Below are 23,605 nucleotides of genomic sequence, written 5' to 3' on the forward strand. Positions count from 1 at the left end.
GACATTAAATTTTCAATTTTTCTTCGACTTTTTCTGCAGCTTCACTTACTTCTTCGGGAACTTCTATGATGTTTTCAGGAATTTCTTCTGCTTTTTTTTCAGGGTTTATGCTTCTGAAACTGATTCCAAGTTCCCCATTTATGTCCATCGAACCAATTTTAAAGTTAATAACTTTTATATTCTGTTTTAAGTCCACGCGAAGTATTACTTCTTTGTCACTTAATGAATTAATTATTTTTTCGAAGTCGTCCATAAAATTCCCCTCCGTTTGAATAAATTAAATCTCTTTTACGCTCTTATATCTGTATTTGGCATTATTTATACCTTTATTTTTTACCACCATAATTCTGTAATTACACTTATTAATACGGGTAATAAAGATTTCAAATAGCAATTAATATATGCCCCTGAATTCAAAGGTAATACGGAAAGGAAATAATATCTTTCGGTGATATAATGGTTGTAAAAATAGGTATTTTAAAATGTGGAAACATAGGAATGTCCCCTGTAGTTGATCTTTGCTTAGACGAAAGAGCTGACAGAAACGACATTGATGTTAGAGTTTTAGGTAGCGGAGCTAAAATGGGCCCTGAACAAGTAGAAGAAGTTGCTAAAAAAATGGTTGAAGAAATAAAACCAGACTTCATTGTATACATTGGTCCAAATCCTGCTGCACCAGGTCCAAAAAAAGCTAGAGAAATCTTAAGCGCTGGCGGAATCCCTGCAGTTATCATTGGTGACGCACCAGGTATCAAAGACAAAGACGCTATGGCAGAAGAAGGACTCGGATACGTTTTAATCAAATGCGACCCTATGATCGGTGCTAGAAGACAGTTCTTAGACCCTGTTGAAATGGCAATGTTCAATGCTGATGTAATCAGAGTTTTAGCTGGAACCGGTGCTTTAAGAGTTGTACAAAACGCTATTGATGATATGGTATTTGCAGTTGAAGAAGGAAAAGAAATACCATTACCAAAAATCGTAATCACCGAACAAAAAGCAGTTGAAGCAATGGACTTTGCAAACCCATACGCAAAAGCAAAAGCTATGGCTGCATTTGTAATGGCTGAAAAAGTAGCAGATATTGATGTTAAAGGATGTTTCATGACCAAAGAAATGGAAAAATACATCCCAATCGTTGCATCCGCACACGAAACAATAAGATACGCTGCAAAATTAGTTGACGAAGCTAGAGAGTTAGAAAAAGCAACAGACGCTGTTTCAAGAAAACCTCACGCAGGCGACGGAAAAATCTTAAACAAATGTAAATTAATGACAAAACCAGAATAAATTTACATTTAAATTAAAAAATTTACCAAACCATTTCTCTTTTTTTGATTTTTAAAAAAATTTTAGATGTTTTATAGATATTATTTTTGTTCGCTGTAAAATTTTGGAAGGCTCCATTTACACAGCATTGCAACAATTCTAATCATTAAAACAACGATGCTGCAAATAACTGCACTCGTCTCAAGACTTAAGTTTGATAAAATAGCCAAATAAAATGCAATTGCTCCAATTATCGAACAGCTTGCGTAAAAGTCTTCGGTTAATGCAGAAGGTGTTTTTTGTAACAATATATCGCTTATAATTCCACCACCAACTCCCGTTAACGTTGCAAGTATAATTATTCCAAAAAATGATACATCAAAGTTATATGCAATCATTGCACCTGTTGTTGTAAATGCAGAAAGGCCAACTGCATCGGGAACTTGTATGATATATTTGTTGCTTACATCCTCATTAAAAACCTTAAAAATTACTATTGCAAACCATACTCCAATTAATGCAACACCCATATCGTTTGGAGATCTTAATGCATAGGGAATTGTATTTACAAGTAAATCCCTTGTAATTCCCCCGCCAAGTGCAGTCATAATTCCAAGAACTATTATTCCAAGTAAATCTAAGCCTTTTTTAATTCCTTTTAATGCGCCAACTACTGCAAATGCTAAAAGACCGATTATATTCATTATAAAAAATATGTTTTCTGTAATCATGTTTTTTCCACGTGTTTTAAATGATAAATACACTCAAAGCATTGCAGTTATATATTTTTAATGCCCGTATACCTGTAACATATAATATACTTGATAAATTTATAATTATAATGATTTTAAATAGTATTAAACTTAAAAAATGATGAAAAATAATATTCAAAGATTTGCGAAGTATTATAATTATTACTCGGGTGTAAAAATGATTTTAAGTATTGATATAGGTTCAACTACAACAAAATTTGTACTGATGGAAAATAATGAAATAATAGATTATAAAATAAAAGATTTGGGCGTAGTAATCGAGGAAAGTGACGTTTTAAAAATGGTTGAAGAATTTAAAAAAGGAAGAAATATCGAAAAAACTGTTGCGACAGGTTACGGAAGGCATAAAATATCTTTTGCAGATAAGGTTGTTCCAGAAGTAATTGCCCTTGGAAAAGGTGCAAACTATTTTTTTAAAGATGCTGATGGATTAATTGATATTGGAGGACAGGACAGCAAAGTTTTAAAACTAAAAGATGGACAGGTCGTCGATTTTATTCTATCGGACAAGTGTGCTGCTGGAACTGGAAAATTTTTAGAAAAATGCATAGATATTTTAAATTTAGATAAAGAATTAAATGAATATTCCTCTACCAATTATGCAAAAATATCCTCCATGTGCGCTGTTTTTGCGGAAAGTGAGATAATATCCCTCCTTTCTAAAAAAATACCCAAAGAAGAAATTATAATGGGAATATATGACAGTATATCAAATAGAATCGTTCCAATGGTTAAAAGAATGAAGCTTGAAAATATTGTATTTAGTGGAGGGGTTGCTAAAAACAAAATTTTAATTCAAGTACTTGAAAAACACCTTGGAAAAACACTGTTAATTCCGGAAGAACCGCAAATTGTTTGCGCAGTTGGAGCCTGTATTATGGCTTTGGAAAAACCTTAAATTTCATTGTTTTTTTAATTTTTTAGTATATTTTTATTTTTCAAATTGCATGTTTATCATTTTTAATAACCATATGAATATATACCAGAATCTATAATGATTAATCATGATAGATTGAGGTAAAACCATGCAAGAAAAGTACACGACAATATTTGATACAAGTGCAAATCCTGCCCCACTTGGACTCATGGGTTTTGGAATGACGACCGTGTTGTTAAATTTACACAATATTGGGTTATTTGAACTTAGCTCGATGATTCTTGCAATGGGAATATGTTACGGAGGATTAGCACAGGTAATCGTCGGAATAATGGAATGGAAAAAAGGAAATACGTTTGGAACATTAGCATTTACATCATATGGGCTATTCTGGCTCAGTCTTGTCGTAATTTTAACGTTACCAAAATTAGGACTTGGAAATGCACCTTCACCCCTTGAAATGGCATTTTATTTAGGTTTATGGGGACTATTCACATTAGGAATGTTTTTTGGAACATTCAAAACAAACAGGGCCCTTCAATTTGTATTTGGAACCCTTACAATATTATTCTTATTACTTGCAACAGGAGATATTACTGGAAATTTAACAGTAACTCGTGTTGCAGGACTGGTAGGAATAATCTGCGGATCTTCTGCAATCTATACTGGATTTGCAGAAGTTTTAAATGAAACATATCAAAAAACAGTGCTCCCAATATTCCCTGTAACTAAAAAACCTTAACTTTCATTGTTCTTTTTCGATTAGCTTAATTATATATAAGCGATTTTAAAAAATTAATATTGTGCATTCAAATATTTGGGGGAATATCTATGAATGGGGAATTATTTCTAATCTTAATTATAAGTCAACTTGTTTTATGGATTTTTGTAACTAAAATAAGACTTGGAAAATCTGTTTCTTTTGTTTTTGGATCTATTTTGATAATTTTAGCATATTACCGACTATTATTTATGGATCCAGATATAGAGCTGGTTTGTTCAGCAAACAATTTTGGAATTATTAAAAATGGAATTATTAACTGTAGTTTATCTTCAAAAGAATTATTTCTTGTTGCAATTGTCCCTTGGGTTGGGTATCTATGCAATGCATATATTCTAAAGGTAAAACAGTTCACTAAATTTTAAATTTTTAACTTTTTTGAATTATTTTTTGGATTTTTTCGTTTTTTAAGTTTTTATCGAGGTACTATCGTTATTTTTAATCTTTCTAATCGTATATTTGCCATTAACTAATTTAATAGATACGTTTATATTTTATAAATAAAAGCTTATAGATAAGGTAAACCTTGGCTAAATGCCGTATCATTAATAAATCTAATAACTAACTTTCAATTAAAAATGGTGAAAATAATGGAAGAACTAAAATCCATAAAAAAAATTAGCGAAGCATTCGCAGGCAGAAAAAATGAATTATACGGCCAAAAAGATGAAGGAAGAAAAGTATTTGGATTATTTTGTACATTTGTTCCAACAGAATTAATTTTAGCAGCTAATGCAGTTCCTGTAGGGCTTTGCGGTGGAAAAGAAAGTACAATACCATCAGCAGAAGAAATTTTACCAAGAAATATCTGTCCTTTGATAAAATCATCATTTGGATTTAAAAAAGACAAAGCTTGCCCGTACATTGAAGCATCTGACGTGATAATTGGAGAAACTACGTGCGATGGAAAGAAAAAAATGTTTGAACACCTCGCTGAAATGACCAAACTCCACATAATGCAGTTACCACACTTTAGAGACGACAGATCTGCAAAACTGTGGCTTGCTGAAGTTGAAGAGTTGAAAAAATTAATTGAAGAAGAAACCGGAAACGAAATTACTGAAGAAAAATTAAAAGAAGCTATCGATAAAGTGAACAATGTAAGAAAGCTTTTTTACAAAATTTACGAATTAAGAGCAAACAATCCATCCCCGATAAATGGAAAAGATTCTTTAAAATTATTCCAACTTTCATATCTGTTAGACATAAACACTATCGAATCAGTTCTTGAAGATTTAGTTGAAGAACTTGAAGAAAGAGTTAAAAAAGGCGAAGGATATTCCGGAAAAAGAATTTTAATTGCAGGTTGTCCAATGGTTGCAGGAAACACGAAAATCCCTGAACTCATTGAAGATACAGGTGCAGTAGTTGTTGGAGAAGAAAGCTGTACTGGAACAAGACAGTATGAAAACTACGTTGAAGGATACACGATTGAAAAATTAGCTGACAGGTACTTTAAAATCCCTTGTGCATGCAAATTCAGCAACGAAGAAAGAATTGAAAGAATTAAAGAACTTGTAAAAGAACAGAACGCTGACGGTGTTGTATACTACACCCTCCAGTACTGCCACACATTTAACGTGGAAGGTGCTTTAATTGAAAAAGAACTCAAAAAAGCAGGAATTCCAATCATTAGAGTAGAAACTGACTACTCAGAAAGCGATAAAGAACAGTTAAAAACAAGAATTGAAGCATTTGTTGAAATGATTTAATGATTTAAAAATTATTTTTTTCTTAATTTTTCAGGTGGTATTTTGAACTTTCAAAAAATAGCGCTGTTTTTGGTATTGTTACTTTCAATATCCTGTTTCAGCGGCTGTATGGATAATTCTGGCGAAGTTTCAGAGCCAGTTACAATTAAAATGGCAGGTGGAACTGCATTAATACCAATAATCGAAGATATTTCAAAAGAATATATGTTAGAAAATAATAATGTCCAGATAGAAGTTACAGGTGGCGGTTCTGGTTTTGGAGTTAAAGAAACTGGTGAGGGCCATTTAACAATTGGAATGGCAGGAAGAAACTTAAAATCTGAAGAAAAAGAACTTTATAATGATATTACTGTTTATAAAATTGGTCTTGATGGAATTGCAATAATTACAAGCAATGAAAATAATATTTCGGATTTAACTACTGAACAGGTACAAAAAATTTATTCTGGTGAAATTACTAACTGGAAAAATGTTGGTGGAAGTGACCATACTATAAATGTATACACCAGAGAAGAAGATAGCGGTACAAGAGATACTTTCTGGAAAGAAGGACTTTTGAAAAGCAATATCTCTAAAAAAGCACTGATGGTCGCATCGAATGGAGAAATGAAATCAAAAGTTTCTTTAGATGAAAACGGAATAGGATACGTTTCAATAGGATACGTTGATGAGTCGATCAATACTGTAAAATTCAATGGAATAGATCCCACTCAAGAAAATGTTAAAGAAGGGCTTTATACCATATATCGGCCTTTAAATTTGCTTACAAAAGGGGAACCTGACGAAAATGTTAAAAAATTCATCGAATATGTTTTAAGTGAAAAAGGTCAAGAAATCGTGAAAAACGATGGATTTTTACCAGTAAATTAAAATTTACCTTTTTATTTTTCTATTTTTTTAGTAGTAATTAGTGACTCTTTTTTTAATGATTCATAACAATTCAAAAATTTAAAATAATTTAAATTCAATAGTCTAAACTGTAAATTTTAAAAGGGGATATATTATGGTTAAAAAAATTGTTATCGGAGTTTTTTGCATGATATCTCTTCTGTTGCTATGCGGATGCACAGAAACAGATAGTGGAGATCAAGCACTCGATGAAGTTGATTCTGGTGATGAAAATATTGTTTCTGATGACGCAGAATATATTGGTACATTTTACGCTGCAAAAACTGACGATTCATTGAAATTCACGTTAATTTTTAACGATGCGGAAAATAAACTTGTAACTACAACAGGTACTGCAAAATTAACAATATATGATGAGTATGATAACAAAATCTTTGAAAAAGAATACGTTGTTGACCCATCAAAAGCAGGAACCAACAGTAAATATACACTTATTGTTTCATTAGGGGATATTGAAAAAGGAATGACTGAATCAGGGTATGCTGAAGTAATATTTACTTCAAAAACGGGTAATGTTATAAATAAAATTACAAACTCGATTCAAATCCCATACCTTACTGAAGAAGAAATTTTAAACATTGCTGAACAGGAATTCCTTGAAAATGCAGTTGAAAGCGGAGATTCGTACGAACTTGACGATATTAAAATAACTGCATTGAGAAGCGGATTCTACACAATACCTGGAGAAAAATCTAAAAAAATATTCCGTGTAGACCTTAAAATAGAAAATAAATACGGACAGCCAAAAGATTTCACACCTTCAGAAGTTATGGTGTATTCGGGCACTAAAGAATATCCATTTACCTCTGGCGGTTCTTTGAATAATGTTTCCAAAATCCCTGCTTTAGGTTCAGTAAAAGGTTACTGGTTATTTGAAGATATTCCTGATAATATTGAAGAAGCACGAGTATACTTTAAAAATGGCCGAGATAATAATGGAGAATGGAGACTATTTGACCTCAGCCTCGAATAATTATTTAAACTATTTTTACTTTTTTATTTTAAAAGATTTTAAGTGAAATTTATGAAGATTGCATCGCTTTATTCTGGTGGAAAAGATTCTGCCTACGCACTATTTTGGGCCCTAAATCAGGGATGGGATGTTAATTATTTGGTAAACGTGGCCTCAAAAAATAAAGAAAGCTACATGTTCCATATTCCAAACGTTGAATTGACAGACCTTGTATCAGAAAGTACTGGAATTGAAATGATAAAAGTAATTACTAAAGGCGAAAAAGAAAAAGAAATTCTTGATTTGCAAAAAAACCTTGAAAAACTGGATATTGATGGAATTGTAAGCGGAGCTCTTGCAAGCGAATATCAAAGAGCAAGAATTGATCACATCTGTGAAGAAATTGGAATAAAATCATTTTCACCACTCTGGCACAAAGATCAGGAATTGATTTTACGGGATACTTCAAAATTCTTTGATTTTAGGATGGTTAGTGTTGCAGCTTACGGGCTGGACAAAAAATGGCTTGGAAAAAGAATTGATGAAACAAATATTGAAGAATTATTAAAGATAATGGAAAAATACCAAATTAATAAAGCTTTTGAAGGCGGAGAAGCGGAAACGTTTGTATTTGATGCCCCGTTTTTTGAAAAAAAAATAGAAGTTTTGGATTATGAAATTACATGGGATGGAATTTCTGGAAGCTACAATATAAATGATGCAGAGCTTGTTTCTAAAAAGTAATTAATTAACATCAATTGTTTTTACAAAAGTTGTTCCAAATTCTCCCGAAACTAACACTCTTTTATCATCAATTGTTGTTGAATTGTAAATTGTTTCAATATATATTTGCGTTCTTGAAAGGGGTTCAACGTATGTTTTTTCAATTAAGGGGTTGTTTACCACATCCCCTTCAAAAATAACCGTCCATTTTGAAGCATCTTCCAATATATTTCCATTATTTACTACAGTTATATTTAAAATTCCAGAATCAGAATCAATTCCTTCGTACTGAACCGTAAGATTTTCCTTAGATTTTTTTAACAAGTTGTAAGCATGGTCGTCATTTGCACTTAAAATATTGTTTAAATTCGAATCAACAGTTCCATAAATTACTGTTAATGAAATTAACAAAATTATTGAAAGAAATGCAACACCGTAAATTTCTGAAAAACCCATATTCTCACAAGTCCTAAGTTTGATATTAAAAAAAGGTTTTTCAATATTTAAATAGAGTTTGTGTATATGTATCTATTTAAATTTATAAATATTACGTTCTAAAATAAAAATGGTGAGTCCGGGGAGATTCGAACTCCCGATCACCGCCGTGTCAGGGCGGTATCATAGCCAACTAGACCACGAACTCACTTAATCACTATATAAAGATAATTTATTTAGTATTTATATTTTTCTATTATTCATAAAATTAAGTGGATGATTTAATATCTTTGAAGTAATTACAATCAGCCACTTAATTTTTATCGTATTTATCCTTATTTTTATTTGAAAGGCTTGTTATGTATGCATTTAAACCGCCTGCAATCGCAATGACCTTTTTATTACCGTGAAATACTTTTTCACTGAATATTTTTTCCCTATCTTTTGCTTCTAAAGCATAATTTACCATTGCTTTTCTAAATGAGCATAGATTATCTTCAACGTAGTGCGTTGAAAGGTTTCCTTTTAAAAAGTTGTCCTCTTCAATTACTGCCCTGTGGAAAGGTATATTTGTAATTATACCAAGAACCATGTATTCAGAAAGTGCCCTTTTCATCCTTTCAATTGCTTCTTCTCTTGTAAGACCGTACGTAATTATCTTTGCAACCATGGAATCATAATAAGGTGGAATTTCAGCTCCCCCGAATACACCACTATCAAGCCTTACACCCGGGCCTCCAGGAGACCTGTAATATTTTATTTTTCCAGGAGCTGGAACAAAATCATTTATTGCATCTTCTGCATTTACCCTACATTCTATTGCATGTCCCCTGAAGGTAATTTCATCTTGTTTGTAGGATAATTTTTTTCCAGCTGCAATTTTTATCTGTTCTTTTACGATATCAACACCAGTAACAACTTCGGTTATTGGGTGTTCTACCTGAACTCTTGTATTCATTTCAAGGAAGTAAAATTCGCCTTTGCTGTATAAAAATTCAACTGTCCCAACGCTGTGGTAATTTATGGCCTTAGCAGCTTTTACAGCTGCATTTCCCATTCTTTCCCTTAATTCTTCAGTCATGATTGGGGAAGGGGACTCTTCAATTAATTTTTGGTGCCTTCTTTGAATTGAACACTCCCTATCACCAAGGTGAATCACATTTCCAAATTTATCTGCAACCACCTGTATTTCAATGTGCCTTGGTTTTTCGAGGTATTTTTCAATGAATACTGTTGAATCACCAAAAGCACTCTGTGCAATGGATTTTGTAGACTGTATCGTATCAACGAGTTCTTCTTTATTGTAAACCACGTTCATTCCGATACCGCCACCACCTGCAGATGCTTTTATGATTACAGGGTATCCAATTTCATCTGCAACTTCGATTGCTTCTTCTTCGCTTTCGATTGCTTCTTCCCTTCCAGGCAGTACAGGAACTCCTGCTGTTTTCATTGCTTTCTTAGCATTGATTTTACTGCCCATAACATCAATTGCATTTGTTGGAGGTCCGATAAATTCAATGCCTCTTTTGTGACATTCATCTGCAAATTTTACATTTTCAGATAAAAAACCATATCCTGGGTGAACTGCATCCACACCTGCTTTTTCAGCCACTTTTAAGATCCTTTCCATGTTAAGGTAGCTTTTTGACGCAGGAGGTTCCCCTATTGGATAACATTCATCTGCAATATTTCTATAGAGTGAGTGTTCATCAGCTTCAGAAAAAACTGCAACAGTCTTTATTCCGAGTTCTTTACATGCTCGAATTACTCTGACTGCAATTTCTCCCCTATTGGCTATCAATACTTTTTTAAACATAATATTACCTTCTGGAATTGCTGTATCATTAATTAAATGCTTAATTTATTTTATAATCATCAATATGTCGCCCACGTTTACAGATTGACCTTCTTTAACGATTATTTTTTCAACAGTTCCATCTACAGGACATTCTACAGGGTTTTCCATCTTCATAGCTTCTAAAACTAAAATCTGATCGCCTTGTTTAACACTTGCGCCCGTACTAACTTTTATTTTTGTAACAATACCCCTAAATGGTGAAGTTACTGCACCCTCAGTTTCTGCAGTTATTATCTCTTTTTTCTCTTCTTTTTTAATTCCTGAACTGTATACGGGTTCCACTTTTACGTTGAAAGAATCCCCATCAACTTCAACAATGTATTCGTTTGGAATTTCCATGAATTTCGAAACATCCTTTTCTTGAGGTATTGTTTCTGCTTTTAACTCCCCTCTCAGGAATTTGACTGCAACTTGCGGGTATAAAGCATAAGTTAAAATATCTTCTTCTTTTGAAACTATTCCTTTCGCAAAAGCTTCTTTTTCCATTATTTCGTATTCTGGTTCGAGTAAATCTGCAGGCCTGCATGTAATCTGCTTTTCACCATCTTGAAGTACCCGTTTAACGAGATCTTTGCTGATTGGTGCAGGGGATTTTCCATAATATCCTTTTAAGTAGTTAGATACTTCGTTTGTGATGATTTTGTATCTTTCATCAGTTAATACATTCATTACAGCCTGGGTTCCAACAATCTGGGACGTTGGAGTTACTAATGGAGGGTATCCAAGGTCTTTTCTCACGTTTGGAATTTCGTTTAAAACTTCCTCAAATTTATCGAGTGCACCCTGTTCTTTTAATTGGGATACGAGGTTTGAAAGCATTCCTCCAGGAACCTGGTATCTTAAAATTCTAGCGTCAACTCTTTCAGAGATTGGATTTATCAGGCATTTGTATTTGTTTCTAATCTCGTCAAAATAGTCCCTAATTTCTGTTAATAATACAAGATCCAGGTTTGTATCGTATTTTGTGCCTTTTAATGCTGCCACAATACTTTCTACAGGGGGCTGAGATGTACCCATTGAAAGAGGGGACATTGCACAATTTAATATATCAATTCCTGCCTCTACAGAAGACATATATGCTAATGGAGCAATTCCTGCAGTACAATGGCTGTGTAAATCGATTGGAATTGATAATTCTTCTTTCAACATTCCAACAAGTTCTTTAGCGTCAAAAGGTCTTAAAAGTCCCGCCATGTCTTTAATACATAAAGAATCACATCCCAACTCTTCAAACTGTTTTGCAAGCTCTACAAACTGTTCAGTCGTGTGAACTGGGCTTGTAGTATACGATATAGCACCTTGAACTTCAGCACCGTATTTTTTAACAGCTTTTATGGAATATTCAACATTTCTAATATCGTTTAGAGCATCGAATATTCTCACAATATCTATCCCATTCTCGATAGATTTTTGAATAAACTTGTCTACAACGTCATCAGGGTAATGCCTGTATCCTACTAAGTTTTGTCCCCTTAAAAGCATTTGTAAGGGCGTGTTTTGAATTTTTCCTTTTAGTTCCCTTAATCTTTCCCATGGGTCCTCATTTAAATACCTAATACATGAATCAAAAGTAGCACCACCCCATACTTCCATCGAATAGAATCCTACTTCGTCCATTTTCTCTGCAATCGGTAACATGTCTTCGGTTCTTAACCTTGTTGCCATTAAAGATTGATGCGCATCCCTAAAGGAGGTATCGGTTATTTTTACCATGGTTATCCCTCGCTTAATAACATAATATTAGTAAAAAAGATAGAAACGAGTTTCCTCTTGTTTTGATTAGATTCTCTTTTGGTTATATTAAATTAGATATTTATATGTTTTTAAGGATATCATCGAAAAAAAATACGCCTTTTGTCGAAAAGGATTTATATATAACTTATTAATTTAAATGTATGAATTAATTTAACCAATATTAAAAAAAGTGCTCCAGCCGGGATTTGAACCCGAGTCCCGGCCTCGAAAGGGCCGGATGATTGGCCGGACTACACCACTGGAGCATTTGCATAAATCTTGAAAAGTAGTAATGGCGGACCCGGAGGGATTCGAACCCCCGATCCCCGGCTTAGAAGGCCGGTGCCGTATCCAGACTAGGCCACGGGCCCCCGTCTCCATTTAGTGTTTCAAGAGCATAGTATAGGAAGGGTATTCTAGTATATAAATGTTTCCCTTAATCTAATTCGTAGATTTAGATACTTCATATAGAATATACTGGCTAATCAAATATATAATGAATTGAATCATCTATCAATTTTTTGTGATCAAATGCAAAATCAACCCCATTTAATTCATCCAAATTAAATATTCTTGCATCTTTTGCATCACTTCCACTTTTTAAAGTTCCGATCCCATCAGCCAAAAATGCAACCGTTACTGTATGGCCCCGTGAATCCCTACTTGGATCGCTGTAAACTCCAATAAGCTTTAAATTATCAATATCAAGACCTGTCTCTTCTTTAGATTCTCTTTTTGCAGCTTCTTCAACCCGTTCGCCATATTCAACAAAACCGCCAGGTACTGCCCAATAATCCTTGTAAGGCTCATTTTTTCGTTTTATAAGAACGATTCCTGACTTATATTTAATCAAAATATCCACTGTTAAGTTTATGCGGCGGTAGGGTTCTGCAACAACTTTTCCTGCATATTTTTTATCTAAAAAATTAAGGAGTTCATCCAGTACTTCTTTTTCCATTGATTCGTCCTTTATTTTTAATAATAAATTATATTCCATAAAATCACCGTGTTAACAGTTTCTAAAAACTCCCATAATAATTTAACACAAAAAGAAAAATAGAAAACAAAGTAAAGTATGAGATGGAAGATATATTAAATAAATTTAAAAGGAGAAATCATGCCAATTATCTCAATTAACGAAAACGGATTTTTAGATAAACTTAAAGGAACCAATGGATTATTTTCATGCGTTATATCTTCAATAGAAACTACAAAATATGTGGGAATATCTGGAGTCAATAAAAGTGTCATAGATTACACGCCTGCAGCAGACATGGAACTTGTAACTATAGGGGAAAGTTTATCATTAAACCACCCGCCAATAGATGCTACAGGATGCCCAAGCCCTGCAACAATTACAAGAGCGGCAGTTGATCTTTTAAATATTCCTGTAATGACTGTTGACGCTGGAAGCTACATAAAACCAAAAATACCATACATTTCAGTAGATCAAAAACCAACAGGAGATATCCAAAAAGGTCTTGGAATGGATAACTCAAAAGAATTATTAAATTTAGGAAAAATAATTGGAAATAACAATATTTATGATAGTTTAATAATTGGTGAAAGCGTTCCTGGAGGAACCACGACTGCACTTGGTGTTCTTTTAGGTTTAGGCTATGATGCAAGAGATAAGATAAGCTCAGGTTCAGTCGAAAACCCGAAAGACTTGAAATTAAGGGTCGTCGAAAGCGGACTTAAAAATTCTAAATCAAATGATGTTTTTGATGTTTTAAATGCAGTTGGGGATAAAATGATGCCAGTTGTAGCAGGTATGGCCATATCTGCAGTATCAAAAGGTAAACCCGTGTTACTTGCTGGAGGAACGCAGATGGCATCTGTTTTAGCAGCCATTAAAGAAATTAGTCCTGAAACAGTGAAAAGTGGACTTTTAGGGATAAGTACCACAGAATTTGTATTAAATGATAGAAATGCAGATTTAAAAGATATTATTGAACAGATTGGGGATATTCCGCTGTATGCATCCAAATTTGGATATGAAAATTCAAAAATTGACGGCTTAAAAGCATACTGTAATGGTTCAGTTAAGGAAGGTGTTGGAGCAGGAGGAATTGCAACTTACTGCTACTCAAATGGTTTAAACCCAGAAGACATAAGAGAATATGTAGAAAAAAATTATGAAATATGGTATTCAAAACTTATTCAATAATTCCCAAATTAAGACTTATGGTGTTAATCATGAAATCTAAAGTCATAGTTCTTGCAGAAGATTCTAAAACATCGCCTTCAAGGCTTTTTAGATATTTAAACTCACTTGAATATGATATTAATGTGAAAGAAACGTGTTTTGGGGCATTTATCGAAGGCGAGGATGGCGTTGTCGATGAAGTAGTTAAATTAGTAAGAAATCTTGAAAAAAATAAGATTTTTTGTAAAGATAGGGGATTTCCAATATGGGATCAAAGACGATGTAGGGCATTTAGAAAAGGGGGCCCAAGAGAAGGTTTTCACCAGCTCGAAGCAGAACAGAAAATACTTGACAGGATTTCAAAAGCCCTTGATGCAGTAGAAAATGAAGAAATTAGCGAAGATGAACTCGAAGAAGAATTTAAAAATTTGAAAAATAAAAAATTAAAAGTCGATGCTTTTGAAAAAATTGCAGACGAAGTATTAAAAGAAAACTAAATATTTTTGGGAAATTATGGCGCATAAATATCAAAAAGGATCTACTTTTGAAAGAGAATTAAAGAAAAAACTTGAAAATCATGGATTTGCAGTTATCAGGAGTGCTGGAAGTCACGGCGTTGATTTAGTTGCAGGAAAAAAAGGAAAAAAACCAATTATAATTGAATGCAAATCAACTTCAAAAGATAAATATTACATTCCAAATGAAGATGTTGAAAAATTATTAGAGTTTTCCAACACTTTTGACGGGATTCCGTTTATTGCATTGAAAATTAATAGAAAATGCTTATTTATAAATCCTCACCTTTTAACTTCGGCGGGTAAAAATTACGCACTTGATTATGAAAAATTGTGCCCCATCGCACTTGATATTAAAGATGTTGCAGAAGACAGTATTCAAAAAAAGTTGGATTCTGAAATGTAATATAATGCAATTATTTACTTTTTTTAATCATTAAATAACGTCTGAAATTATTCCATTGTATTTATCAGCATTTTCGTTATGGAAATGCTTAGATATGCTGCTCTTTTTGGTTTTATTATTATTGATGAGTGTTCATCTTCCTTGTGAATGCCTATCAATATCGAGGCAGTTCTTTTTTCGTCTGCTGGGAGTATTGCAATTGAGACCCTACTTTCATTTGCAAAACACGTTCCAACATCCTGTATCTTTTGAAGTTTTATACCTTCTTTTTTGAATTTACGGTTTATTTCTTCAGCAGAAACTACACCGTGATTTAAAAGTGTTACAAACAGTGCAGAAGTTTCTAAATCCATCGAAACAGTATCCAATAAACCTTCTTCCTCATTGCTTAAATTAAAAATGATTTCGTTGTTTTCATACTTCAAAACCAAAGACTTTCCCTGTGCACCAGATATACTCATTCCCCTCACCTTTTCCGCCATACTATTGATAATATTATTATTCTTTGCACGGTTTAAAAAACTTTCCATATTATTTCGGGCATTTATCTTTAAAAACACATATTAAGGAATTTGCTTCTTTTCCCGAAATAAACGCCCTGCCAACAATTCTTTTAAAAATTGTCTTGCATATGTCTTTTCTATAGTCTGGCACATCTTTTGAACGATCTACAAACTCGTTGAAAAATCTAAGAAGTGCATTTTTTTCATCGACTGATGCGTTTTTCATGTTTAAATCGTAAGGAATATCTTCTGAAAATGATTCGAAGTAAATTTCGTATAGTATTACCGAAACGGCGTGAGAAAGATTCAATATTGGGTATTTGTTTGAAGTTGGAACAGAAACCAAAATATCGCAGAGTTCTACATCTTCATTTTTTAGACCATCATCTTCCCGCCCAAAGACTATTCCCAATGTTCCATTTATACCAAAATGTTTTTTAGCAAGTTCTCGAGGAGTAATTGGAACCCGGTTTACGTTTCTATCGCCACAAACTGCCCCCGTTGTTGCCACAGTAAAATCAATATCTGAAATTGCATCTTCAAGTTTTGAATAAAATTTAGCATTGTTTAGGATATTTTTCGCATGAACTGCTCGAATATATGCTTCATCATCTAAAATTTCAGGTGTTCCAACTATTCTTAATTCTTCAACATCAAAATTCATCATATTTCTTGCAATAGCCCCTAAATTCCCACCATATTTTGGATTAACCAATATAACTACTGTTTTCACATTATCACAAGTTTTCACTTTAATTTTTTATTCCGATTCAATTTTATAATTATTATAGATTCTGATTAAATATTAACTATCGTTAAAAATATTGATCTTTGAAAAACTTAAAAATAATTTAATTATTACCTCACCCGAAAAACAGAAAAGCCAGCTTTATTTTAAAGTACAAGCTGGTAAAATAAAACTGCAAATGTTCCGCCACTTAACGTTGCCATGAAATTTACGTGTTCGTTATTTAATATTCCTTTTCGCTCGAAAAATGCACCAAGGAAGCTATCTGCAAAGTTTCCAATCATTCCCGAAATTGTTGCGGTCCAAAACATCAATATATCGTTAAAAAGGGCATATGCAAGTAAACCTATCAAAAAAGATCCAAGTAACCCTGCAAATGTACCGCATACGGTTATTCCACCATCGGTTCCAGTTTTAACGGTTTTAAAATTTGATATGAGCCTTGGAGTTTCTCTTGAAAGCATTCCAAGTTCTGATGAAAATGTATCAGAATTTGCAGCTGCAATTGTTCCAACGTATCCTACAAGGGCTATTTCTTCGGTAATAAATCCTGAAGAATACGCTAAAACAAACAATATTGCCATAAGCCCATTTGCAAGAACATTTTTCAAAGAACGTCTTGATTCAGCCATTTTTATTGTCTTTTTAAAACCATAACCCATTTTACTTACGAGACTGCCCAGAACTAAAAACGAGATAAGGAGCAGTAGCCATTTTAAATCTGCCAAAAACAATATTGTAAATGCCATTACCGAAGATCCGAATATCCCCCATTTGTCGAGATACTTCTTTTTATAAATTAGTGCCGCGAGTAGTCCCGTGATTGCTGCCGAATAAATTATCTTCAATAACATGTCCATTAAATTCACCATACATTCCTAAACACAAAAGATTATTAAATCTTACGATACCTAGCCTAACCTTACCTTCATTATTATATTATAATACGGGAAAAATCAGATAATTTTTGTATTAACCTTTTTTTCATTAAAATTCTTAAATATACCATGAATATTATTAATATTAAAACAATCATTCAGATTTATTTACAGCATTCTTAAATAATCCACCCAATAGCTGCATCAATATGGTAAAAACTGTAATTTCGAAAAATAATTATGTCTAACCCAGTATATAAAGTATTGCGGTCCAACACCCCGTAAAAATTGGTAACAGCTATTTTTAAAATTTTTTGAGGTTATTACCTTTTGATATTTTGAGTAGTTTTAAAATATCATTTTTATATACCATTTAAACCATATCGGTTATTCGAAATAAACTTAGGTGATTTTAATCATGTGTATTTTTTGCGATATTGTTAAAGGAGATATTCCTGCAAGAATAATTTACGAAGACGACAAATTTTTAGCATTTATGGATGCATTTCCAAGAGCAGTTGGCCATACTTTAATAATTCCAAAAGAACATTTTGAAACATTTGACGAACTTCCAAAAGAACTTGCATGCGAAATGATGGAAGTTATCCACAAAATTGTAAAAAAACTTGAAAAATTAGAAATGGATGGCTACAACCTTTTAAATAATAACAAACAGGTTTCAGGTCAAGAAGTCCCGCACGTTCACTTCCACATCATCCCAAGATATGAAAACGAAGGTTACCCAGTTTATGTGTTAAAAGACCCGATAAACGTTGACCTTGATTCAATTTACGATAGAATAATGGAATAATTTAAATTCTTTCATTTTTACTAAGCGCAATGATTCCGTTAATTGCTGAAACTGCGACAGGAGTTCCACCTTTTGGACCCATTGTAGAAATTGATGGGATTTTTGTCGTTCTTAATAATTCTTTTGATTCTGCTGCTTTTACAAAACCAACCGGAGCTCCGATAACCAGTTTTGGAGTTATTCCTTCTTCTTTATTTAATCTTATGACTTCAAGAAGTGCAGTTGGCGCATTACCAATAACTACAATACCCCCATCAATTAACTCTTTTGAAGCCCTGATTGATGCGACGGCCCTTGTTACCTGCTCTTTTTTTGCAACTTCAAAGACTTTCTTTTCAGAAATTGTACATAATACGTCTTCGTAACGTATTCCTGCTTTTACCATCGAAATATCTGCAATTATCGGACTTTCATTAGTTATTGCTTTTAAACCATTTTCAATTGGTTTATTATCAAAGTTAACGAGTTTTGAATACTCTGGATCGGCAGTTGCATGAACTACTCTTTCAATTATTCCCATTTCTTCGTCAGAATACAATATAACATTTTTTCCCAAAACTTCGCTTATTTTTGTTTTTACTATTTCTCTTGATCGGTCTGCGATGTCTTTTCCGTCCTTGGTTACTGCTCCCATAAACATATTATCACTTACAGAACTGAAAGTATGATTTTTTTATTGCTGTTTTCAGGAATGTGCGCTACTTCTAAAACATCCCTTGAAATATTTTCAATATCAAATTCCATCAATCCAAATGTTTTATTATCCGTATCAACTCGATAATGAGTCCCATCTTTTGCATCGATGGTTCCTTCAACATGGCACCTTCCAAAGTAAACTTCTATGTAGTCCCCTTCATCTACTTCGTTATCCATGTATTCTCTCATCTTTTCTTCCGTAACTTCCATATTGATTTCTTCGTTGTATTCTGGTTCAGCCATATTTTCACCTAATTTAAACTCCCATTACTGTCCTAAATAGGTTTCTAAGACCTGGTGCAAGCCCTAAAGCCATTACTGTTATTTTTAATATATTTCTTAAATTATCGTCTTTAACTTCTTTGTTAAATATATCTAAAACCAAAAGCACTACAAGCATTTTTAAAGGTATTATGCTGTAAGGTCCGAAGTAATCCATAAAAAACCTCGGAACAGGGTGCTGCTCCCAATAATGGTATATGCCAATTCCTACAGATGTTGCCGATGCATCTACAAGCTGTGAAAATATAGCGTATTTATCTATCCGCTCAATTTTTACCTTTTTCAGCTTTTCGACGATGTAAATCAATAAATAATAACTTAAAAGCAATATTCCGGATACGTAAACTATTGCTTCGGGGTGAGTTATCCTACTCGAAAACTCGAAAAGCATGTAAAGAATTGGAACTACTGCCATTGCTATTGAAAGTAAATAATATCTCTTTTTTAAAAGAATTCCTGAAATAATTATTGAAATCATGTAGTAAATACCAACTGCAACAACTATTCCCGGCGTAACTGTGTAATAAAGCCTTGGAAAAAGTCCTGCATCAACTAGCGCCCTCATCAAGGTTATCAAAATTACATAAAATACAGTAACTTCTGCAAATCTGCGGTCAATTGCGATTTTAAGTTTTAAACAAATTTTGTAAAACGTGTAAACCATTACAAAGAGCAAAATCCCATATGTGATTTCCTGAATTAAATTATAGCCCTGTTTTGTATCTATCGGGTAAATATAGTACCGGTAAATAAATTCTCGGATTAAAAGCATTCCATTCATTAAGTCACCGCAGTTAAATCTAGATAAAATAAGACTAAATCAGTAAACATTTCTAAAAAATAACTATGAATAATTCTATTTAATTCTACCTATATTAAAAAATTAAAAGTTAGAATTTACTTATCCTTTCAATAAGCATTCCTTCAACTTTTACAGGATAAACTCTTCTCGCAAGATTTACTGCTGACACAAGCCTTTCTTCAGAGCCAGAATAGATTGTATACAACACATCTCCTTTTTTAACCTTGTTTCCAATCTTTGAATTTAGTAAAAGTCCTGCTTTTTTATCCCTTGGAGCTCCAGCCTCTTTGACTACGTTTGTAATTCCAGTATTACTTATATCTGTAACGTAGCCATCTATTGGAGCAATTATCTCTTCAATATATTCTCCAAGTTCTATTTCCTCAGGTTTTTTTGGAGTTCCGCCCTGTTCAATTATGATCTGGTTGAATTTTTCAAGTGCCCGTCCAGACTCTAACATTTCCCATGCTAAATTTTGCCCTTCACCAATCTGTGCGGCACCGCCAAGTTCAAGCAGAATTCCTGCAAGAGATAAGGCTTTTTCAATCAAACTTTTTGGAGCATTTTTTGGATCTTGAAGTGCTTCAATTGCTTCTTTTGCTTCGAGTGCAGGTCCAATTGCCCTTCCAAGTGGCTGTCCACCATATGTTAAAACACATTCTACTTTAATATTTAGCAATTCTCCAAGTTCAATGAATTTCCTCGCTAATTTTGCCCCTTCTGCTTCATTTTTGATTTTTACGCCTTTTCCAACAGGAATATCGATTACAGTATATTTAATTCCAGTTGCAATCTTTTTTGCCATAACACTTGCAAGAAGCTGGGGTTGGGGGTCAATTGAAACTGGTCTTTCCACATTTATGATAATATCATCTGCAGGAGCTAAATTTACGCCTCCACCCCATGCAAGACACCCGTTTGTGGTTTTAACTATCCTTTTTATCTCTTCTTCTTTTAATTCAACATTTGTGAGCACTTCCATTACATCAGCAGTTCCTGCAGGCGAAGTTATCGCCCTTGATGAGGTTTTTGGAATTGTGATTCCCGCTGCTGCAAGTATCGGGATTGAAAGAAGTGCATATTTGTTTCCAGGAACTCCTCCGATACTGTGGATATCGACAACCAGATTTTTCTCCCAAGAAATCATGTCCCCGGTTTCTGCAATTCTCTTGGTCATCTCGCTTATTTCATCCATATTCATTCCATTAATGTAAGTAGATGAAACAAATGCGGATAATTCAATGTTTGAGAGTTTTTTAGATACGATTTCATCGATTATCGTTCTTATTTCGTGAGGATTTAGAACTTGTCCATCCATTTTCTTTTTTATAAATGGAACGGATTCGGGCTTTTCTGCGTGTCTTAATTTTACTTCTTCTCCGTCTGAAATTGAAATTTCTGCAAGTTCACTTACAAGCATTCCAACTTCGCCTTTTTGAACCATGGTTTTTGTAGAATAGATGTTTCCGATGACAGAACCTGCGTGTGACTCTATCAATACCCTATCCTGCGGGTAGTAAGAAGTTCCTTTTAAATCTTCTTCGTTAACAATTACCGCATTTTCGCCCAGATCAAGGTCTATAAATTTTGCATTTAAAAATAGCATGATGTCCCTCCCGCAGATTATTATTAAAATTAATAAATTAACTCTAATCAGTTTATATCTAACTTAAAATAAAAACTTTTTTAAAAAATTTTATAAAAAAAGAAATTTAACAAAAAATAATAATTTTAAAGAATATTAGTGGATTTTGCTTCCAACTGGAAGGTCCCTGTCAAGCGCCAATAAACTTACAATACTGTCGTCTTCTGCTGCTAAAAGCATTCCTTGTGACTCAACACCGCATAATTTTGCAGGTTTTAAGTTGCAGATGATAATTACTTTTTTTCCAACGAGTTCTTCTGCTTCATAAGCCCCTTTCAATCCAGAAACAATTTGTCTTTTTTCATCGCCCAAATCAGCAATAATTTTGTAGAGTTTTTTTGATCTTGGAACTTCTTCAACCTCTAAAATCTGTCCAACTCTCAAATCAATGTTTCCAAAGTAATCAATGTCAATAATATCCATTTTTTCACCAGATTTTACTTTTTTGGACTTTTCGTCCGCTTTTGTTTCGGCCTTTTTCGTAGCTTTTAAAAGATTTTCTTTCATTCTCGAAATATCTTCATCGCTTACCTTGGTAAATATAACTTTCGGTTTTTTAAGAGGATTTCCCCTAACTTCTAAATCGAGTTCTTCGTTCATGTATTCTAAAAGAAGAGCCGTTTTTTCAGGCATGAAGGAACTTAAAAGGTAAATTATGTACTTTAAAACAACAGAACATGTGTACATTACTTCTTTTAATCTTTCTTCATCTTTAATTGCCCATGGCGCCATTCCCTGGAAGTAACCGTTTCCATCTTTTGCCAAATGAATAATTTCCATTAATGCATCTTTAAAGTTGTATTCCCTAATTAATGAATCAACAAGTTTTTCTGTATCTTCACATTTTGAAATTAACTTTTTATCTTCGCCTTTTAACTGGTTTAAGTCCACAATTGGAGTACTGCCAAATTTACGTTCCGTAAATACTAAAGTTCTGTGTGTAAAGTTTCCGATAATATCAATTAATTCAGTATTAATCCTTTTTTGGAAATCGTCCCATGAAAAGTCGGTATCCCTATTTAATGGAGCATTTATCATGAAGAAATATCTTAAATAGTCAGAACTAAAGTTTTCAACAAAATCTTTAACCCATACAACCCAGTTTTTACTTGTACTCATTTTTTTGTTTTCAAGAGTTAAGTAACCGCCGCTAACAACCGCGTTTGGCATTTTGTATCCGCCGATTCCTTTTAAAATTCCCGGCCAAAATACCGCATGGTGTACAGTGATATCCTTTCCAATAAAGTGTGAAATTTTTGATTCATCTGTATTTTCAAGCCAGTAGCTTTTCCAGATATTTCCAAGCTGTTTTGTAAAAGATACATATCCAATTGGAGCTTCAATCCAGACATACATCACCTGATCGTCGCATCCTGGGATTGGGACACCCCATTTTATGTTTCTTGAAACGTCCCAGTCGTGAAGTTCTTCAATCCATCTTAAAGCCATATTTTTTACGTGTTCCGGCATTTCTGGAGAATTTTCAATGTATTCTTTTAAAACATCTTGCATTGCACTTAATTTAAAGAAATAGTGTGTAGTTCTTTTGATTTCGGGTTTTGAATTACAGTGTATACAGTACGGGTTTACAAGTTCTGTTGGTTCAAGGTGTCTTCCGCAAACCTCACAGTGGTCGCCTCTTGCTTCGCCTTCACAAAATGGACAGATTCCTTCAACGTACCTGTCTGCAAGGTACATGTCACATTTTTCGCAGTAAAATTGTTCAATTTCCTTTTCGTAAATGTATCCATTTTCTTTTAATTTTGAATAAAATTCTTGAGCAGTTTCGATGTGTATATCACTGTGTGTCCTTCCAAAATTATCAAAACAAATGTTTAAACTGTCAAGGTCTGCTTTTATTGCATTATGGTATCTGTCAACAATATCTATCGGTTTTACGCCTTCTTTTTCGGCAGTTAGTGTAATGGGAACTCCGTGGTTATCTGTTCCCCCGATATGGATTACTTCTTCCCCTTTAAGTTTTAAATATCTTGTATAAATGTCTGCAGGGATGTAAGTACTTCTCGCGTGCCCAAGATGAAGGGGCCCATTTGTATATGCCAATGCAGTTGTAACTAAATGCCTCATCTTAATCCTCCAAATAATCGTAAAATTTATTAACATTCGTACAAAATGAATTGTAA

Annotated in this window: 26 protein-coding genes and 3 tRNA genes; 12 read left to right on the forward strand and 17 right to left on the reverse strand. The window is 33.4% G+C overall.

The annotated features are described in order from the left end of the window. Positions 1-4: 4 nt before the first annotated feature. Positions 5-253 carry a hypothetical protein gene (locus tag MMJJ_RS03495; RefSeq protein ID WP_011170317.1) on the reverse strand — a complete coding sequence of 83 codons (249 nt, stop codon included), beginning with the start codon at positions 251-253 and terminating at the stop codon, positions 5-7. Positions 254-456: 203 nt separating this feature from the next. Between MMJJ_RS03495 and MMJJ_RS03500 the strand changes: the two genes are divergently transcribed. Next, on the forward strand, positions 457-1,290 hold the full coding sequence (locus tag MMJJ_RS03500) for a F420-dependent methylenetetrahydromethanopterin dehydrogenase (protein ID WP_104837709.1): 834 nt from the start codon (positions 457-459) through the stop codon (positions 1,288-1,290). Between the two features lie 80 nt (positions 1,291-1,370). On the opposite strand, the gene MMJJ_RS03505 is transcribed toward MMJJ_RS03500, so the two are convergent. Further along, on the reverse strand, positions 1,371-2,000 hold the full coding sequence (locus MMJJ_RS03505; RefSeq protein WP_181505237.1) for a trimeric intracellular cation channel family protein: 630 nt from the start codon (positions 1,998-2,000) through the stop codon (positions 1,371-1,373). 199 nt (positions 2,001-2,199) lie between these two features. On the opposite strand from MMJJ_RS03505, the gene MMJJ_RS03510 reads away from it, so the two are divergent. The 7 genes from MMJJ_RS03510 (at position 2,200) to MMJJ_RS03540 (ending at position 8,017) form a co-directional block, all read left to right on the forward strand. Continuing rightward, complete coding sequence (locus MMJJ_RS03510) at positions 2,200-2,940, forward strand: acyl-CoA dehydratase activase (protein ID WP_104837710.1); 741 nt, start codon at positions 2,200-2,202, stop codon at positions 2,938-2,940. 127 nt (positions 2,941-3,067) lie between these two features. After that, complete coding sequence (locus tag MMJJ_RS03515; protein ID WP_011170292.1) at positions 3,068-3,661, forward strand: acetate uptake transporter; 594 nt, start codon at positions 3,068-3,070, stop codon at positions 3,659-3,661. An 89-nt stretch (positions 3,662-3,750) separates the two neighbouring features. Further along, positions 3,751-4,065: a hypothetical protein gene (locus tag MMJJ_RS03520; protein WP_104837711.1), complete on the forward strand. Its 315-nt coding sequence runs from the start codon at positions 3,751-3,753 to the stop codon at positions 4,063-4,065. A gap of 225 nt (positions 4,066-4,290) precedes the next feature. Next, positions 4,291-5,412, forward strand: coding sequence for a double-cubane-cluster-containing anaerobic reductase (locus tag MMJJ_RS03525; protein WP_104837712.1), 1,122 nt, complete (start codon positions 4,291-4,293; stop codon positions 5,410-5,412). A 42-nt stretch (positions 5,413-5,454) separates the two neighbouring features. After that, a complete protein-coding gene (locus MMJJ_RS03530) occupies positions 5,455-6,282 on the forward strand; it encodes a phosphate ABC transporter substrate-binding protein (protein ID WP_104837713.1) in 828 nt (275 codons plus the stop codon). A gap of 133 nt (positions 6,283-6,415) precedes the next feature. Then, positions 6,416-7,294 (forward strand): hypothetical protein, encoded by an 879-nt coding sequence (locus MMJJ_RS03535; protein ID WP_104837714.1) that lies wholly within the window; start codon positions 6,416-6,418, stop codon positions 7,292-7,294. A 51-nt stretch (positions 7,295-7,345) separates the two neighbouring features. Beyond that, positions 7,346-8,017 carry a diphthine--ammonia ligase gene (locus MMJJ_RS03540; protein WP_104837715.1) on the forward strand — a complete coding sequence of 224 codons (672 nt, stop codon included), beginning with the start codon at positions 7,346-7,348 and terminating at the stop codon, positions 8,015-8,017. Here MMJJ_RS03540 and MMJJ_RS03545 read toward each other — a convergent pair whose 3' ends face one another. The 7 genes from MMJJ_RS03545 to MMJJ_RS03575 all read right to left on the reverse strand — a co-directional run bounded on the left by MMJJ_RS03545 (position 8,018) and on the right by MMJJ_RS03575 (position 13,023). Continuing rightward, entirely contained in the window at positions 8,018-8,452 is a 435-nt protein-coding gene (locus MMJJ_RS03545) for a flagella protein F (RefSeq protein ID WP_104837716.1), read from the reverse strand. It lies immediately after the preceding gene. Positions 8,453-8,562: 110 nt separating this feature from the next. Then, a tRNA-Val gene (locus tag MMJJ_RS03550) sits at positions 8,563-8,639 on the reverse strand. Between the two features lie 105 nt (positions 8,640-8,744). Next, complete coding sequence (locus MMJJ_RS03555) at positions 8,745-10,250, reverse strand: acetyl-CoA carboxylase biotin carboxylase subunit (RefSeq protein ID WP_013998766.1); 1,506 nt, start codon at positions 10,248-10,250, stop codon at positions 8,745-8,747. A gap of 45 nt (positions 10,251-10,295) precedes the next feature. Continuing rightward, complete coding sequence (gene oadA, locus MMJJ_RS03560) at positions 10,296-12,005, reverse strand: sodium-extruding oxaloacetate decarboxylase subunit alpha (protein WP_104837717.1); 1,710 nt, start codon at positions 12,003-12,005, stop codon at positions 10,296-10,298. Between the two features lie 212 nt (positions 12,006-12,217). Beyond that, positions 12,218-12,292: transfer RNA gene (locus MMJJ_RS03565), tRNA-Glu, on the reverse strand. Positions 12,293-12,319: 27 nt separating this feature from the next. Further along, a tRNA-Arg gene (locus tag MMJJ_RS03570) sits at positions 12,320-12,397 on the reverse strand. A gap of 110 nt (positions 12,398-12,507) precedes the next feature. Beyond that, entirely contained in the window at positions 12,508-13,023 is a 516-nt protein-coding gene (locus MMJJ_RS03575; RefSeq protein WP_104837718.1) for an NUDIX domain-containing protein, read from the reverse strand. A gap of 120 nt (positions 13,024-13,143) precedes the next feature. On the opposite strand from MMJJ_RS03575, the gene cobT reads away from it, so the two are divergent. Genes cobT through hjc form a run of 3 tightly spaced genes read left to right on the forward strand, consistent with a single transcriptional unit; the run spans position 13,144 to position 15,096 of the window. Then, entirely contained in the window at positions 13,144-14,196 is a 1,053-nt protein-coding gene (gene cobT, locus MMJJ_RS03580) for a nicotinate mononucleotide-dependent phosphoribosyltransferase CobT (RefSeq protein ID WP_104837719.1), read from the forward strand. Positions 14,197-14,225: 29 nt separating this feature from the next. Further along, a complete protein-coding gene (locus MMJJ_RS03585) occupies positions 14,226-14,672 on the forward strand; it encodes a methanogenesis marker 6 protein (protein WP_104837720.1) in 447 nt (148 codons plus the stop codon). A 16-nt stretch (positions 14,673-14,688) separates the two neighbouring features. Then, positions 14,689-15,096, forward strand: a complete 408-nt coding sequence (gene hjc, locus MMJJ_RS03590) for a Holliday junction resolvase Hjc (protein WP_104837721.1) — start codon at positions 14,689-14,691, stop codon at positions 15,094-15,096. A gap of 47 nt (positions 15,097-15,143) precedes the next feature. Here the strand turns inward: hjc and MMJJ_RS03595 are convergent, their stop codons facing one another. From MMJJ_RS03595 to MMJJ_RS03605, 3 genes are all read right to left on the reverse strand, one after another. Then, a complete protein-coding gene (locus MMJJ_RS03595; RefSeq protein WP_011170279.1) occupies positions 15,144-15,557 on the reverse strand; it encodes a hypothetical protein in 414 nt (137 codons plus the stop codon). 70 nt (positions 15,558-15,627) lie between these two features. Continuing rightward, positions 15,628-16,332: a TrmJ/YjtD family RNA methyltransferase gene (locus MMJJ_RS03600; protein WP_104837722.1), complete on the reverse strand. Its 705-nt coding sequence runs from the start codon at positions 16,330-16,332 to the stop codon at positions 15,628-15,630. Between the two features lie 161 nt (positions 16,333-16,493). Beyond that, positions 16,494-17,207, reverse strand: coding sequence for a TIGR00297 family protein (locus MMJJ_RS03605; RefSeq protein WP_104837723.1), 714 nt, complete (start codon positions 17,205-17,207; stop codon positions 16,494-16,496). A 436-nt stretch (positions 17,208-17,643) separates the two neighbouring features. Here MMJJ_RS03605 and MMJJ_RS03610 point away from each other — a divergent pair, with 436 nt between their 5' ends. Beyond that, positions 17,644-18,036 carry an HIT family protein gene (locus MMJJ_RS03610; protein ID WP_011170275.1) on the forward strand — a complete coding sequence of 131 codons (393 nt, stop codon included), beginning with the start codon at positions 17,644-17,646 and terminating at the stop codon, positions 18,034-18,036. A gap of 1 nt (position 18,037) precedes the next feature. On the opposite strand, the gene MMJJ_RS03615 is transcribed toward MMJJ_RS03610, so the two are convergent. The 5 genes from MMJJ_RS03615 to metG all read right to left on the reverse strand — a co-directional run bounded on the left by MMJJ_RS03615 (position 18,038) and on the right by metG (position 23,549). Then, a complete protein-coding gene (locus MMJJ_RS03615) occupies positions 18,038-18,670 on the reverse strand; it encodes a cobalt-precorrin-8 methylmutase (RefSeq protein ID WP_104838582.1) in 633 nt (210 codons plus the stop codon). Positions 18,671-18,684: 14 nt separating this feature from the next. Next, positions 18,685-18,975, reverse strand: a complete 291-nt coding sequence (locus MMJJ_RS03620) for a DUF2097 domain-containing protein (RefSeq protein WP_104837724.1) — start codon at positions 18,973-18,975, stop codon at positions 18,685-18,687. Between the two features lie 13 nt (positions 18,976-18,988). Beyond that, positions 18,989-19,795, reverse strand: a complete 807-nt coding sequence (locus tag MMJJ_RS03625) for a DUF63 family protein (protein ID WP_104837725.1) — start codon at positions 19,793-19,795, stop codon at positions 18,989-18,991. A gap of 109 nt (positions 19,796-19,904) precedes the next feature. Then, positions 19,905-21,422: an AMP phosphorylase gene (locus MMJJ_RS03630; protein WP_104837726.1), complete on the reverse strand. Its 1,518-nt coding sequence runs from the start codon at positions 21,420-21,422 to the stop codon at positions 19,905-19,907. Positions 21,423-21,557: 135 nt separating this feature from the next. Beyond that, complete coding sequence (gene metG / locus MMJJ_RS03635; protein ID WP_104837727.1) at positions 21,558-23,549, reverse strand: methionine--tRNA ligase; 1,992 nt, start codon at positions 23,547-23,549, stop codon at positions 21,558-21,560. Positions 23,550-23,605: the final 56 nt, after the last annotated feature.

It is taken from the genome of Methanococcus maripaludis (assembly GCF_002945325.1).
GTDB classification, from domain to species: domain Archaea; phylum AGJL01; class Methanococci; order Methanococcales; family Methanococcaceae; genus Methanococcus; species Methanococcus maripaludis.

Bases quoted from the DNA above. Each gene is read 5' to 3' on its own strand.
- MMJJ_RS03615 (WP_104838582.1), bottom strand. From the start codon at position 18,670: ATGGGAGCAGTAACCAAGGACGGAAAAGACATCGCAGACCGATCAAGA.
- MMJJ_RS03575 (WP_104837718.1), bottom strand. From the start codon at position 13,023: ATGGAATATAATTTATTATTAAAAATAAAGGACGAATCAATGGAAAAA.
- MMJJ_RS03630 (WP_104837726.1), bottom strand. From the start codon at position 21,422: ATGCTATTTTTAAATGCAAAATTTATAGACCTTGATCTGGGCGAAAAT.
- MMJJ_RS03495 (WP_011170317.1), bottom strand. From the start codon at position 253: ATGGACGACTTCGAAAAAATAATTAATTCATTAAGTGACAAAGAAGTA.
- MMJJ_RS03515 (WP_011170292.1), top strand. From the start codon at position 3,068: ATGCAAGAAAAGTACACGACAATATTTGATACAAGTGCAAATCCTGCC.
- MMJJ_RS03605 (WP_104837723.1), bottom strand. From the start codon at position 17,207: ATGGACATGTTATTGAAGATAATTTATTCGGCAGCAATCACGGGACTA.
- MMJJ_RS03620 (WP_104837724.1), bottom strand. From the start codon at position 18,975: ATGGCTGAACCAGAATACAACGAAGAAATCAATATGGAAGTTACGGAA.
- MMJJ_RS03610 (WP_011170275.1), top strand. From the start codon at position 17,644: ATGTGTATTTTTTGCGATATTGTTAAAGGAGATATTCCTGCAAGAATA.
- MMJJ_RS03595 (WP_011170279.1), bottom strand. From the start codon at position 15,557: ATGAGTATATCTGGTGCACAGGGAAAGTCTTTGGTTTTGAAGTATGAA.
- hjc (WP_104837721.1), top strand. From the start codon at position 14,689: ATGGCGCATAAATATCAAAAAGGATCTACTTTTGAAAGAGAATTAAAG.
- MMJJ_RS03520 (WP_104837711.1), top strand. From the start codon at position 3,751: ATGAATGGGGAATTATTTCTAATCTTAATTATAAGTCAACTTGTTTTA.
- cobT (WP_104837719.1), top strand. From the start codon at position 13,144: ATGCCAATTATCTCAATTAACGAAAACGGATTTTTAGATAAACTTAAA.
- MMJJ_RS03505 (WP_181505237.1), bottom strand. From the start codon at position 2,000: ATGATTACAGAAAACATATTTTTTATAATGAATATAATCGGTCTTTTA.
- MMJJ_RS03625 (WP_104837725.1), bottom strand. From the start codon at position 19,795: ATGAATGGAATGCTTTTAATCCGAGAATTTATTTACCGGTACTATATT.
- MMJJ_RS03535 (WP_104837714.1), top strand. From the start codon at position 6,416: ATGGTTAAAAAAATTGTTATCGGAGTTTTTTGCATGATATCTCTTCTG.
- oadA (WP_104837717.1), bottom strand. From the start codon at position 12,005: ATGGTAAAAATAACCGATACCTCCTTTAGGGATGCGCATCAATCTTTA.
- metG (WP_104837727.1), bottom strand. From the start codon at position 23,549: ATGAGGCATTTAGTTACAACTGCATTGGCATATACAAATGGGCCCCTT.
- MMJJ_RS03540 (WP_104837715.1), top strand. From the start codon at position 7,346: ATGAAGATTGCATCGCTTTATTCTGGTGGAAAAGATTCTGCCTACGCA.
- MMJJ_RS03525 (WP_104837712.1), top strand. From the start codon at position 4,291: ATGGAAGAACTAAAATCCATAAAAAAAATTAGCGAAGCATTCGCAGGC.
- MMJJ_RS03585 (WP_104837720.1), top strand. From the start codon at position 14,226: ATGAAATCTAAAGTCATAGTTCTTGCAGAAGATTCTAAAACATCGCCT.
- MMJJ_RS03500 (WP_104837709.1), top strand. From the start codon at position 457: ATGGTTGTAAAAATAGGTATTTTAAAATGTGGAAACATAGGAATGTCC.
- MMJJ_RS03555 (WP_013998766.1), bottom strand. From the start codon at position 10,250: ATGTTTAAAAAAGTATTGATAGCCAATAGGGGAGAAATTGCAGTCAGA.
- MMJJ_RS03510 (WP_104837710.1), top strand. From the start codon at position 2,200: ATGATTTTAAGTATTGATATAGGTTCAACTACAACAAAATTTGTACTG.
- MMJJ_RS03545 (WP_104837716.1), bottom strand. From the start codon at position 8,452: ATGGGTTTTTCAGAAATTTACGGTGTTGCATTTCTTTCAATAATTTTG.